This is a genomic window from Paeniglutamicibacter sulfureus (assembly GCF_030512175.1).
Classification (GTDB): Bacteria; Actinomycetota; Actinomycetes; order Actinomycetales; family Micrococcaceae; genus Paeniglutamicibacter; species Paeniglutamicibacter sulfureus.
Genome location: NZ_JAULBL010000001.1, coordinates 95,616 through 108,982 on the forward strand (window position 1 = coordinate 95,616; position 13,367 = coordinate 108,982).

Consider the following 13,367-nt stretch of genomic DNA (forward strand, 5'->3'; position numbering starts at 1 on the left):
CCTTGTTGCAGGCACGCCGCGTCCCGTGACATTTCGCAAGGTTGCGGCGTGTTGCGCCGCGTTGCGGGCGGCGGGACCGGCCGTGTTACCCCGTGTGGCGGGCGGGCCCGGAATCAGCTGGCCGGGGATTCCCCGACCGTCACATTCGCGGTGGCAGCGTTCCCTCCGCGGATGTAGTGGATTTCCGCTTTTCCACCGGAAGGGAGCTCACGGATCGCGGCGGTCAGCGAGGTGCTGTCGGAGATGGTGCGGGCATCCACCCCGGTGATCACGTCCCCGACCTCCAGGCCGGCGGCGGCCGCCGGGCTGTCGGCAACGACCTTCTTGACCTCGGCGCCGACGCTGAAGGACGACGATCCGCCGTTCTCCACGGATGCGGGCTTGGCCAGCACCTCAACCCCGAGCATGCCGTGCGAGGCCGAGCCGTCGGCGATGATGTCGTCGGCGATGCGCTTGGCGTAATCGATCGGGATCGCGAAGCCGACGCCGATCGACCCGCCGTCCGAGGAGCCCTCGGAACCGGACCCGGAGGAGGCGATCGCGACGTTCACGCCGATGATGTCCCCGTTGACGTCCACCAGTGCGCCGCCGGAATTGCCGTGGTTGATGGCCGCATCGGTCTGGATCACGTTGATGAAGATCGAGCCGGCGGACCCGGACTGCTGCTCCGGGACACCGGGGAACTGGAAGTTGAACTGGTTGCCGTCCCCGTCTCCCTCCGCGCTCTCGTCCTGTTCGGGCACCGCCGAGGAGGCCACGGAGATGGTCCGGTTCAGCGTGGAGATGATGCCGTCGGTAACGGTGCCGCTCAGGCCCAGCGGTGCACCGATGGCTACCGCCGTGTCACCCACGTTCAGCTCGGACGAGGCGCCCAGCGTCGCCGGAACCAGGGACGGCGCATCGATCTTGATCACGGCCAGGTCCGAGAGCGGGTCGGTTCCCACCAGGGAGCCGTTGTGCACCTTCCCGTCCGAGGTCCGCACAGAGATCGACGGGTCGCCGGTGGTGCCGCCCAGGGTCACCACGTGCGTGTTGGTGAGGATGTGTCCGGCGGTGTCCAGGATGATGCCGGAGCCCGAGCCGGCCGAGCCGGAGCCGGAGACGTCGATGGTCACGACGCTGGGGCTGGCCTTGGCGGCAGCGGCGGTGACAGCGGTGACGTTCTCCGGGTTGTTGATGACCACGTCGCCCTGGGGCGTCTGGGTGCTCGAAGAGACGGTGGTCCCGTTGGAGGACATCACGTAGTTGGCGCCCACCGCGCCGCCGGCACCCACGAGCGCTGCTGCAACCATGCCCACGATCAGGGCGCCGGAGGTGAACTTCTTCGGGGAATTGTTCTGGGCAGGGGGCACGGCGAAGGCCGCGGCGTGGTCCTCGGGGGTCGGGGACCCGTAGGGCGAGGCCGAATGCTGTCCCTGCGCGTTCCAGGCTTGTCCGTAGGCAGGCTGCTGCACCGGCTGCTGCGGGCCGGTGGCATCCTGCTGCGCGGCGGTGTGGCGCGGCATTGACTGCGTCTGGTCCGCGGCGCCCTCGATCTTGTCCACCGGAGCCCGCCCTTCGTCCGCGGCGGGCTGCTCCATGGCAACCGGCTGCGCGGCGTCCGGACCGCTGGAGGGGGTGGTTGGCGGTGCCACGGGGCGCGGCGGCACGGCGCCGGCTTCGGGCTGCGGCCGGGCGTCGGCCGGGGTCCCCGGGTTCTGTGACTCGTTCTCGCTCATGGCTTTCTTCCCATCCTGAAGGTGGATAATCCTGCATTTCCTGGTTACAACTATGCCCTTTTGGGCTGTGGCGGCGAAAAGGGGCACCTGAGTGTTAGCTGTGAGAATGCGTTGTTCGCCATCAGCATCCGGATGATCCGGCGATTCTGTGGACTCGCGTGCATCGCCCCCCATAGACTCAACATCGACAGCAGAAACCGGAAAGTTGCGAGTATCCACGCATCCGACCCGACGTTTCCGCGGCCGACCATGCAAGGGTGAAGGAATAATATGAAGTCGCTCCCCCGGCGGATGGCACTTGTTGCCTCCGCAGGAATCTTGTCCCTGTTCATGCTTGCACCGCCGGCCTCGGCCGATTCCCCCGTGCAGATTCCCCCGGGCGAATTCGTGGTGGACCAGGCCCGGGTTCTGGGGTCCGACGCCACCGAAGTGACCGACGCCGTAAACCAGCTGCGCCTCGACACAGGGCAGTCGCTCTTCGTTATCTACGTGGATACCTTCTCCGATCCGGCCGACCCCGACGAATGGGTTAATGCCGTTGCGGAGTCCAAGCAGATGGGCACCAGCGACGCGGTCCTGGCCATCGCCGTGGAGCAGCGCAACGCGAAGTTCGTCGCCCACGAGGACGGTGACATTTCCGCCGAAGACAGCAGCACCATCTACAACAGGATGGTCGCCCCGCAGTTGTCCCAGCAAGACTGGGCGGCCGCTGCGCTGGCAGCGGTCACGGGCATCGAGAACGTGGCCAACGGCTTGTCGCCCACCGGCGGCGAGCCCGCTTCGAACGAATCGGGCGGCTCCGGCGGCGGCGCCGGTTGGATCCTTGTCGGCGGCGTCGCGGTGGTCGGCGGTGCCACCGCCTGGGCGCTGGCACGCCGCAAGAAGCTTCCCGCAGGTCCCCCGCCGGTGGCCACGGGCCCCGACGGCAAGCCGCTGGATCCGCTGGCATCGCTGAGCATCCCCGACCTGCGCACCAAGGCCGGCAGCCTGCTGATTGCCGCCGACGACGCCATTCGCTCCTCCGAGCAGGAGGTCGGCTTCGCGCAGGCCCAATTCGGCGAGGCCGCCATCAAGCCCTTCGCCGAGGACATTGCTGCCGCCAAGGAGCACATGTCCGAGTCCTTCAAGTTGCAGCAGCAGCTGGACGACCACATCCCCGACACCGAAGCCGACCAGCGTTCCTGGCTCGGGGAGATCATCCGCCGCTGTGAGGCAGTGAACGAAACACTGGAACTGCACACGGAGGAGTTCACCTCGTTGCGCGAGCTCGAACAGAACGCACCTGCGGCCGTCGCCTCGCTCAAAGCGCAGATCGAGCCCATGCGCCAACGTGTCGGCACCGTGAAGGACCATCTCGCCGAACTCGCCACCCGCTACACCGAGGGCGCGCTGCACCAGGTCCACACCAACATCGCCGAGGCCACCGACCGACTCGACTTCGCCAACACCGCGGTGCTGACCGCAGAGGCGAAGATCGCCTCGTCCGAGACCTCAGAGGCCGCCGTGGCCGTGCGGGCCGGCGAGGACGCCGTGCACCAGGCAACCGTGCTGCTTGAAGCGATCGCCCACGCCGGAGACGACCTGGACAAGGCCCGGGCGGACCTCGAATCCTTGGTTTCCACCGCCGCGAAGGACCTTGCGCAGGGCCGCGCCCTTGTCGCCAACGGTTCCAACCCCGAGCTTGCCGGTTCCGTCGCCCGCCTTGAGGCAGCGCTGTCCTCGGTCCAGTCCCAGGTCGGCAGCGGCCTGGTGGACCCGGTGGCGCTCGTCTCGGAGGTCGATGCCGGTCTTCGCCCGCTCAATGAACAACTGAACCAGATCCGCGATGCGCAGGAACGCGCCAACCGCGCGGCCGAGTCCCTGCAGTCCGCCATCCGCACCGCACAGATGAAGATCAGCGGCACCGACGACTTCATCAGGGCCAGGCGCGGCGGCGTCGGTGCCACCGCGCGCACCCGTCTCGCCGAGGCCCAGCGCAACCTTGAGGAGGCCCTGCGCCTGGCCCCCTCGGATCCATCCACCGCCCTGTCCCATGCCGAGCATGCCTCCGCACTGGCCGACCAGGCAGCACGCGAGGCGGAAAACGATGTCGATGGCTTCGGCGGCGGTTTCGGCGGCGGCGGTTTCGGCGGCGGCGGCTTTGGCGGAGGGCGCGGAGGCGGCAGCGGTCTTGGCGGTGCCATCCTCGGCGGCATCCTTATTGATTCCATCCTGCGCGGCGGTTCGCACTCGGGCGACTCCGGCGGCGGCCTCTTTGGCGGCGGCGGTTTCGGTGGATTCGGCGGCGGCGGAGGCGGCGGCTTCGGAGGCGGCTTCGGCGGTGGCGACGGGGGCAACTTCTAGGCAGGTGCCGCCCCGGCCGGCCTGACGGCCACCTGCCACGGCCAGCCCCGCCCCTTGATTGCAGTAACGCAGTTCCGGCACACGGAAGCGCGACAGGGAAAAGTTCAACAAGACAGTCAACGAAAGGTCTCACCGTGGTAAAGCAGTCTATTTTTGGTCGTGTCGCACAGCTGGCCAAGGCCAATATCAACGCCATGCTCGATTCCGCGGAAGATCCGCAGAAGATGCTCGACCAAATGGTGCGCGACTACACCGACAACATCGCCGAGGCCGAAACCGCCGTGGCGCAGACCATCGGCAACCTGCGCATGATGGAGGAAGACTACACCGAGGATGTCCAGGCCGCCTCGGATTGGGGCAACAAGGCACTGGCCGCCTCCGGCAAGGCCGATGAGTTCCGTTCCGCTGGCGACGGCGCAAATGCCGACAAATTCGATTCGCTGGCCAAGGTCGCCATCCAGCGCCAGATGCAGTCCGAGTCGGAGGCGAAGTCCGCCGAGCCAACCATCACCTCGCAGCGGGACATCGTTGACAAGCTCAAGTCGGGCCTGGACGCCATGAAGTCCAAGCGCCAGCAGCTCCTTTCCAAGCGCGACGAACTCGTTGCCCGCGCCAAGTCCGCCCAGGCGCAGAACCAGGTGCAGGAAGCCGTGAAGAGCATCGACATCATGGATCCCACCAGCGAAGTCAGCCGCTTCGAGGAAAAGATCCGTCGCGAAGAAGCCCGAGTGCGCGGTGCCGCCGAACTCGCCTCCTCGTCGTTGGACGCCCAGTTCAACTCGCTGGAGGACCTGGGCGAGCAGACCGAGATTGAGGCACGTCTCGCGGCGCTGAAGGCACCGAAGTCCGCGCCGTCGATCACCACGGGCGCCGGCGAGTAGCCTTCACCCCCACCCGCCATGGCAGCCCGCGCTCTGCCGACTGAGGGGGCGGACGGCGGCGGAGCGCACCGGAATCGATCCGGTGCCCCGCCGCTGTCCGTCCCCTTTAGGCTGCCCGGTGACGGGAGCCGAGCTTCGTTCAGACGCATGAATCCCGCGAACGAGGCAGGGCGCTCCCCCGCACAAGGGAGGGCTCTCCTGAGCTTCTGGAAGCCAACCTCGATGGCTCGGCAGCGGGGCTTGTCCACAGATTTTCGACGCCTCTGGAAACGGGGTCGACACATCAGCCATGCTCAATGGCATACATCGAGCAATTCGACCGGAACCGGAGGAACGGCCCCGGGCACGGCGGCCACCCTTCCAGGCCCGGCCACGCAGTGGCCGCGGTCGATCATCTGCGCTCATTGCTCGCCGCGGAGGAATTCTTCGTCGCCACCGCCACCGAACTGGCCATCCAGACCACCTCCCCCACCGAAGCAGCCGCACTGGCGCTGGTCGTGGAACGCGCGGAACGACGTGTACTGCTTTCGTCTAGATCCTCGCGGCACTGGGCGCCCAACGCACCCTCGCCCACGAGTTGTCGCTTGACTCACTCGAACAGCTCTCCGCCGCGATCGCCCACCCGGCGGCGTGACCAGCGCCGAGAATTCTGGTCCGGGCTGCAGTGCCCACCACCATGACTTCCATCCTGGGAAACTGAACTTGGTCCGGGACATGAACGGCTTGCCTGGAGTCCTGCTGCCCAAGTACATGGACCCGGAACAGATTCCACGCCGAAATGACCACTGGCAACATCGACGCATAACCAACCCAACAATGTTTTAAGCAGGTGGGGCCTGAATAGACGATTACTCGTTAACGCAAGAAACGCCCTGCGGATCCGAAGATCCGCAGGGCGTTCATTGTGGAGATGGGGAGAATTGAACTCCCGTCCGATGTGGTGTTGCCAGGTCTTCTCCGGGCGCAGTTTGCGTTGGATTTTCTCTGCCCCAGCCGTCATGCAAACAAGCGGCTGATCCGGGCACAGTTACCTAAATTATGCAGGTCGTTCCGGTAACGATAACTTCCCGCAGTGGCTATCTAAATGACGTAAGGAACAGGGGCGATAGCATCCCCTGGCTTACGGACTGTCTGGCTGCTTAGGCAGCGAGAGCGAAGTCAGTGCGCTTTGAGTCGGCACTTATTGTTTTGCAAAGAGCGTTAACGAGATAACTTTGCATCCTCGGCCCGCTTCACATGTCGCGACTCACACCGTCGAAACCGATCATCCCCGTATTTTGTTGTCAACGGGCAGCTTGCGCCGCCCCAACCACACGCATCAACCGTGCATATCTAGTCTAACGCACAATCGTCTCACGTCTATTCCCTGTGGACTGCGGCCATCGGAGTGGAGAGAACCGGTGGGCTCCCTACCCGAGGATGCGACAACTACTCACGAGCTCCGCGATTACGCTCCCGCATGGTGCGAAGCGCCTCGCGATTGTCCTGTTTTTCACGCAGGCTCTGGCGTTTGTCGTATTCCTTCTTACCGCGCGCAACGCCAATTTCGATCTTGGCACGCCCGTTCTTGAAATACAGGCTCAGCGGTACGATCGTCAGACCGGATTCATTGATCTTGCGTTCAATTTTCAGCAGCTCTTGGCGGTGCAGGAGCAGCTTGCGTCGCCGCCGGGCTGCATGGTTCGTCCACGAGCCATTGAGGTACTCCGGGATGTAGACATTCTCCACATACAGTTCATTGCGGTAGAACTGGCCGAATCCATCAACCAGCGAAGCCTTGCCCTCGCGCAGGGATTTCACTTCAGTTCCGCTGAGCACCATTCCGGCTTCGTAGGTATCGAGAATCTCGAAGTCATGTCTGGCCTTGCGGTTGCTGGCAATAATCCGCTGTTCCGAGTCTTTCTTAGACACGTTGGCAACTCCTCTCCGCGAGTGGTTTCGTCACTTGGCGAGCTTATAGCTTACCGCTAGAGAAGTCCCAATGGGTTTACGGCCGCACCATTAAGAATCGTTTCGAAGTGCATGTGGCAGCCGGTGGAGTTGCCGGTCGTTCCGACGTAGCCGATGAGCTGGCCCTGCTGAACGTTCTGGCCGACACCGACCACAATCCGCTGCATGTGATGGTAGTTCGTTGCCAGTGCCCGGCCCTTGACCACGCCGTGGCTGATCGTGACCTTGTTTCCGGAGCTTCCGCCCCAGCCGGCCATCCAGACCTCTCCGTCCGCAGCTGCGCGCACTGGAGAGCCGCATTGTCCGCCGAAGCCCCAGTCCACTCCGGCATGCACGTAACCGCCTCGTCCACCGTAGTCGATGGTTCCCGCAGGAGTGGGCCGCCAACCGAAGCCCGAGGTCTGACGTCCGCCGCTCACCGGCTTGATCAAGCCCCATGAGCTTCGTTCTGGCGGAGCCGCTTGCGGAGCGGGTGCAACGTACTTGGGTTTAACGTACGTGTTCTTCTTCTTCTGTCGAGCGGCTTCTTCCCTGGCCTCCTTGGCCCGAGCTGCCTCTTCACGTTCCCATTTCGCTTTGGCCTCAGCCTTGCGCTTGCGCTCAGCCTCGGCAGCCTTGCGCTTGCGCTCGGCTTCCTCACGGATCAGGCGCTCCTGGCGCTCCTTGATTTCCCCGTTGATCCTGACCTGGTCAGCCTCTTCGGCGCGCAGCTTCTGCTGAATGCGCGGACGCTGGGCGAGGAGCTCGGCACTCAGCGCGTCCGTCTGGGAGATGATCCCATCAAGTTCACGCTTCTTGGACTCGGCATCGTCACGGGCGACTTGCTCGCGCGCCAGCGCCGCATCGGCGGCGGACTTGAGGTCGGTAATTTCAGCTTCCACTGCAGCCAGACGCAATTTCGCGTTGGCGTCGGTCGCCGACTGTTCGGACAAGGCATCGAGGGCGGCGTTTTGCGACCGCATGGCCTGGTCTGCTAGATCCATGCCCGCAGCCAGATTGCCGTCGGAAGTGGCGTTCATGAGCAGTGAGAGGTCCGAGGAGACTCCGCCCCGCTTATAGGCTTCCGTTGCAATCTGTCCGATGATTTGCTTGGAATCCTCAAGCTTCGCCTTGCCCTCGGCGATTTTCACGTTCAGCTGATCGCGTGTTTCGCGAGCCGCTTGGACCCTCCGGGCTAGATCGGCCGCTTCATCCGCGGCCCTTCGCACCCGGCCCTGTGCATCTGCCAGGGCTTGTTCAGCCCCGGGAAGCTGAGCCTGCAGTCCTCGAAGCTTCGCATCGGTGACCTTGATATCGTCATCGAGGACTTCCAAGTCCTCGGAGAGGTGATCGATGTTCTGTTCAACTTGGCGCTTTTGGTCATCTAGCTCATCCGCGTGGGCACCCACGCCCCCGGAAACCAAGAGGGCGATCGACAATGCGCCCACGGCTCCCGAACGCGCCATACGGCACCATACTGCTTTGGCTAACATAAATGTCCTTTGAGTCCTCGGTGAACTGAATTATTCATAGGTAGGCGGCGTCCTAAACCTTCAAGTACCGCCGCAAGGTTACCAACGACGATACACCAGCCAAAACCACGCCCAGCAGGATCAACCACGGTGCCACCAGGAAAACTTCGCCGGTGGATATGAAGGCAGTGTCCTTGTAGTCGAGCGCAAGCTTCCCGTCGATAAGGAACCTTACCGCCGCCCACAAGACGCCACCGGCCAACAACGCGCCAATCAATGCCGAGATAACGCCTTCCAAAATGAAGGGCAACTGGAGCGAGGATTTCGAGGCCCCCACCAGGCGCATGATGCCAGTTTCGCGGCGACGTAAGTAGGCGGACAGGCGAATCGTTGTTCCAACGAGCAACACCGCGCAAAGGATCATTACGCCGGCAATGCCGATGGCAACGAAGGATGCGATGTTGATGATGGAGAAGATCTTCTCGAGCAGCTCCCGCTGGTCGACCACCACATCGACTCCGTCCATCGAAGAGAAGAGTTCCTTGATGATCTGGTATTTTTCAGGATCAACCAAGGAAACCCGGAACGACTCCGGAAGCTGGTCGGCAGTCACGGTTTCGCTCATGGACGAGTTTTCGAACTGTTCGCGGAAGTGGGTGAGGGCTTGTTCCTTCGATTCGTATTCGAAGCTGTCAACATACGGCTTCACCGCCGAGGAGCCCAACATCGAATCAATTTCGCCGCGTTGGTCCTCGGTTACGGCACCTTCGGTGCAGTTGGTTCCTTCGTTGTGCTCACCGCACAGATAAATGGCCACCTGGACCTTGTCGTACCAATAGCCCTTCATCTGCGAGATCTGCATCTGCATGAGCGCCGCGGTACCCACGAAAGTCAACGAAATGAAGGTGACCAAGACTACGGAGACCACCATGGAGAGGTTTCGGCGGAGGCCAGTGCCTACTTCGCCGAGAATAAATCCGAGTTTCATGGCAAGTCGTCCTCAGTGTCAAACGGCGCGAAGGCCTGGCTGCGATTCGACGGTTTCTGCCACGTACTGTGATCGGCCTGCCGCAATTCGCGTGTTCCGTCCTGATTAATCACCGGGATCATCGAGGTGTACTCGCCAGAGCTCTCATCGCGCATGATCCTGCCCAAGGAAAGCTCAACGACGCGTCGACGCATGGAATTGACGATTCCATCGTCGTGCGTTGCCATAAGGACCGTAGTGCCGTTTTGGTTGATGCGGTCCAAGACGTTCATGATCCCGACGCTCGTAGCCGGGTCCAAGTTTCCGGTCGGCTCGTCGGCAAGCAAAATCTGCGGCTTGTTGGCAATGGCGCGGGCAATGGCCACACGCTGCTGTTCGCCGCCGGAAAGTTCATCTGGCTGGCGCTTTTCCTTGCCCTCCAGACCCACGAGCTTTAAGACCTCGGGCACGTGGTCGCGGATTGCACTTCGGCTCTCCCCCACCACCTGCATGGCAAAGGCGACGTTCTCGAAAACGTTCTTCTGCGGCAACAGGCGGAAGTCCTGGAACACGACACCGATGCCGCGACGCAGCTTGGGCACGCGCCATGAGGGAATGCGTGCAACATTTTGTCCGGCGACATGGACGGAACCACCGGTGGCGACGATTTCACGCAGGATGAGCCGGAGGAAGGTGGATTTGCCGGAGCCGGAGGCACCAACAAGAAACGCAAAGTCACCACGGTCAATTTCAATGCTTACGTCGTCGAGGCCAGGGCGCGCATTCTCCGAACCAAGGCGCGACTTCTGGTCATAGACCATCGTGACGTTTTCGAATCTAATCATCGCAACTCTGCCCGCGGGATCGCCGGCGCATGATCCAGGCACGGGACTTTGTTGAAGGAAGTAGCAAAGCCAGCCCTTGCACTCTATCCGTCCCGGCGGCACACAGTCGGCACAAAAAGCGGGTGTGTCACGAATCTGTGAGCCAGGTGAACGCACCCTGCGTGACCGATTCCCGGCTCACTGCATTACCCGCCAGTCAGCAAGCCCGGTGGGACCGTCCGCCGACCGACCCACGGCGCAACCACCGATTGGCCTCGGGTTATTCCGACCAGCAACGCACGGTTGAAACTCCTACGGTAGCGCCAACGGTGCGTCGGTTGCGGCCCTGATCTGTTCAGGAGTGACACCGGGGGCGCATTCGACCAGCTGCAAGCCGCTGGCTGTGACGTCTATTACGGCGAGATCCGTGATGATGCGTTGCACCACCGCACGGCCCGTTAGAGGCAAGGTGCATTCCTTGAGAATCTTCGCGCTTCCGTCCTTCGCAACATGCTCCATCAAGATGATGACGCGCTTGGCTCCCTGGACCAGATCCATGGCACCGCCCGGGCCCTTGACCATCTTGCCGGGGATCATCCAGTTGGCGAGGTCTCCGCCGGCGGAAACCTGCATTGCACCGAGGATCGCTGCATCGATCTTGCCACCGCGGATCATCGCGAAGCTCGTCGAGGAATCGAAGTAGCTGGCGCCCGGAAGCACCGTCACGGTTTCCTTCCCCGCATTGATCAGATCGGGATCGACATCTGCCTCCGAGGGATATGGGCCGACCCCAAGGATCCCGTTCTCCGATTGCAGCACCAACGTGCGGTCCGCGGGAACATAGTTCGGCACCAGCGTGGGCATGCCGATGCCGAGATTGACATAGGCACCGTCTGGCAGTTCAAGCGCCGCACGGGCCGCCATTTCATTGCGTGACCAAGGCATTGGTTAGCCCTCCTTTGCAAATGGTGCGTCGTTGGACGCGGCACCGGCCGACTGGACCGTCAGCTTTTCAATCGGTTTCTCAATATCGGGCCCCACCTCCACCACGCGGTGCACAAAAACCCCGGGTAAATGGATCGCATCGGGATCAAGCTCGCCGGGCTCCACCAAGTGCTCAACCTGGGCAATGCAGATCCTTCCCGCCATTGCGGCCACGGGAGAAAATTGCCGCGCAGCCTTGTTGAACACCAGGTTTCCATGGCGATCTCCGTATGCGGCGTGGACCAGGGCGTAGTCGGTAACGATGGCTTCCTCCAATACGAAGGTCCCCGGCTCGCCGCCGGGCGCGAAGTCACGCTGGTCCTTGGGCACGGAAGCCTGGACAATCGCGCCGTCGGGACCGTAGCGCTGGGGCAGTCCTCCATCGGCTACCTGGGTACCTACGCCGGTGCGCGTGTAGAAGGCAGCGATGCCAGCACCGCCGGCACGCAGCTTCTCGGCAAGCGTTCCCTGCGGGGTCAACTCCAGCTCCAATTCGCCGCTGAGATAACGGCGTGCAAATTCCTTGTTTTCGCCGACGTATGAAGACGTCATCTTCGAAATCCTGCCGGAACGTAGCAGGATGCCCAGCCCGTGGTCGTCGGTTCCACAATTGTTAGAGACGACCTTCAGGTCGCCGACCCCGGTCTCTAGCAGCGCCTGTATCAGTACATTTGGGTTGCCCGAAAGCCCAAAACCGCCCACGGCGATGGACGCGGACTCCGGAATGTCCGCCACCGCTGCATTTGCTGATTCGTAGGTCTTGTCTAGCATTCCTGCGCTCCTGGGATTGCGGGTGGACGGTGCGATAGGCCACGGGCCTGTCTGCACCAGGCTTATCGCGCGGCGGAATTGGTCCCCGGCTTGCGACTACCCTGTAGCCACATCGTAGGACGTCCAGTGGCGGAATTCACCCATCCGGACACAATCGTTCCAGCAACGTGTTCTTGGAGCGATGTGCCTTGCGCCGTTGCAGGAGGTACCCCAAACTAACAAGGAGGCCCCCCGGGCACGCGATGAACGTGCCCGGGGAACCTCCCTTGTCTTCGTCCGCTGTGCGGCTCGGTGCCGGGCCGGTGTTCGGCCGGAGTGAATGTCTAGGACTGCGGACGGCGCTGTGCCGCCCTCCAACGTATCCCGGCGTCGATGAAGTCATCGAGCTCGCCATCGAACACGGCGGAAGTGTTTCCGACCTCGTGTTCGGTGCGCAGGTCTTTGACCATTTGGTAGGGATTGAGCACGTAGGAGCGCATCTGGTCGCCCCACGAGGCTTTGACGTCGCCGGCCATCTGCTTCTTTTGTGCGTCCTGCTCGGCCTTTTTCACCAGCAGCAATCGCGACTGGAGCACGCGCAGAGCCGCCGCACGGTTTTGGATCTGCGACTTTTCGTTCTGCATAGACACCACAATGCCAGTGGGGATGTGCGTCATGCGCACCGCCGAGTCGGTGGTGTTCACTGACTGTCCACCCGGACCCGAGGAACGATATACGTCGACGCGGATCTCGTTTTCCGGGATCTCGATGGAATCGTTTTGCTCAATCAGGGGTATGACCTCAACAGCGGCAAATGACGTCTGGCGTCGGCCCTGGTTGTCGAAGGGCGAGATGCGCACCAGGCGATGGGTTCCGGCCTCAACCGATAGCGTGCCAAACGCGTAGGGCGCGTTGATTTCGAAGGTGGCTGATTTCAAGCCAGCCTCTTCGGCGTAGGAAGTGTCCATGACCCGCGTAGAGTAGCCGTGCTTTTCGGCCCAGCGCATGTACATCCGCATCAACATTTCTGCGAAATCGGCGGCATCCACGCCTCCGGCACCGGCACGAATTGTCACAACCGCCTCGCGTGCGTCGAATTCACCGGAGAGCAGCGTCACCACTTCCAGGTTCTCCAATGCCTTGCGCACCGACTTTAGCTCGGTTTCCGCTTCCTGCAAGGTATCGGCGTCAGCCTCCATCTCGGCGAGTTCCACCAGCACTTCCAAGTCGTCGATGCGGGTGCGGATGCTCGTCAGACGCTCAAGCTCAGACTGGCGGTGCGAGAGCTTGGATGTGACCACCTGCGCCGCGGCCGGGTTGTCCCAGAGATCGGGAACACCCGCTTCCTCGGAGAGCATCGCGATGTCGGCGCGGATGCGCGGCACATCGGAGACCTCTTCGATGGAGGCGTAGGTGGAACGCAGTGATTTGATTTCGGCAGAAAAGTCAGTTGAAGCCATGGTAGTTTCCAGCCTACGACATATAAGGCGCCACAATTT

The 13,367-nt window shown here is 62.6% G+C and carries 10 protein-coding genes and 1 other RNA gene; 2 read left to right on the forward strand and 9 right to left on the reverse strand.

The features are described 5' to 3' along the window. Window positions 1–113 precede the first annotated feature (113 nt). Window positions 114–1,718, reverse strand: a complete 1,605-nt coding sequence (locus Q2T94_RS00415; protein ID WP_302262477.1) for a S1C family serine protease — start codon at window positions 1,716–1,718, stop codon at window positions 114–116. 270 nt (window positions 1,719–1,988) lie between these two features. On the opposite strand from Q2T94_RS00415, the gene Q2T94_RS00420 reads away from it, so the two are divergent. Together Q2T94_RS00420 and Q2T94_RS00425 are read left to right on the forward strand one after the other, a co-directional pair. Further along, the gene (locus Q2T94_RS00420) at window positions 1,989–4,061 is read left to right on the forward strand and encodes a TPM domain-containing protein (protein WP_302262478.1); all 2,073 of its coding nucleotides are present in this window, start codon (window positions 1,989–1,991) and stop codon (window positions 4,059–4,061) included. Between the two features lie 134 nt (window positions 4,062–4,195). Further along, window positions 4,196–4,942 carry a PspA/IM30 family protein gene (locus Q2T94_RS00425; protein ID WP_264270734.1) on the forward strand — a complete coding sequence of 249 codons (747 nt, stop codon included), beginning with the start codon at window positions 4,196–4,198 and terminating at the stop codon, window positions 4,940–4,942. A gap of 902 nt (window positions 4,943–5,844) precedes the next feature. Here Q2T94_RS00425 and ssrA read toward each other — a convergent pair. The 8 genes from ssrA to prfB all read right to left on the reverse strand — a co-directional run bounded on the left by ssrA (window position 5,845) and on the right by prfB (window position 13,328). Further along, window positions 5,845–6,214, reverse strand: a transfer-messenger RNA (tmRNA) gene (gene ssrA, locus Q2T94_RS00430). Between the two features lie 156 nt (window positions 6,215–6,370). Further along, window positions 6,371–6,853: an SsrA-binding protein SmpB gene (gene smpB, locus Q2T94_RS00435; RefSeq protein WP_264270735.1), complete on the reverse strand. Its 483-nt coding sequence runs from the start codon at window positions 6,851–6,853 to the stop codon at window positions 6,371–6,373. A 56-nt stretch (window positions 6,854–6,909) separates the two neighbouring features. Continuing rightward, window positions 6,910–8,280, reverse strand: a complete 1,371-nt coding sequence (locus Q2T94_RS00440) for a peptidoglycan DD-metalloendopeptidase family protein (protein ID WP_302262479.1) — start codon at window positions 8,278–8,280, stop codon at window positions 6,910–6,912. A 136-nt stretch (window positions 8,281–8,416) separates the two neighbouring features. Continuing rightward, window positions 8,417–9,331: a permease-like cell division protein FtsX gene (ftsX, locus tag Q2T94_RS00445; protein WP_264270737.1), complete on the reverse strand. Its 915-nt coding sequence runs from the start codon at window positions 9,329–9,331 to the stop codon at window positions 8,417–8,419. Continuing rightward, window positions 9,328–10,155, reverse strand: coding sequence for a cell division ATP-binding protein FtsE (ftsE, locus tag Q2T94_RS00450; protein WP_264270738.1), 828 nt, complete (start codon window positions 10,153–10,155; stop codon window positions 9,328–9,330). Before ftsE ends, ftsX begins: the two co-directional genes overlap by 4 nt. A gap of 291 nt (window positions 10,156–10,446) precedes the next feature. Then, a complete protein-coding gene (locus Q2T94_RS00455) occupies window positions 10,447–11,079 on the reverse strand; it encodes a CoA transferase subunit B (RefSeq protein WP_264270739.1) in 633 nt (210 codons plus the stop codon). Between the two features lie 3 nt (window positions 11,080–11,082). Next, window positions 11,083–11,889 (reverse strand): CoA transferase subunit A, encoded by an 807-nt coding sequence (locus tag Q2T94_RS00460; protein ID WP_264270740.1) that lies wholly within the window; start codon window positions 11,887–11,889, stop codon window positions 11,083–11,085. A gap of 323 nt (window positions 11,890–12,212) precedes the next feature. Continuing rightward, the gene (gene prfB, locus Q2T94_RS00465) at window positions 12,213–13,328 is read right to left on the reverse strand and encodes a peptide chain release factor 2 (RefSeq protein ID WP_264270741.1); all 1,116 of its coding nucleotides are present in this window, start codon (window positions 13,326–13,328) and stop codon (window positions 12,213–12,215) included. Window positions 13,329–13,367: the final 39 nt, after the last annotated feature.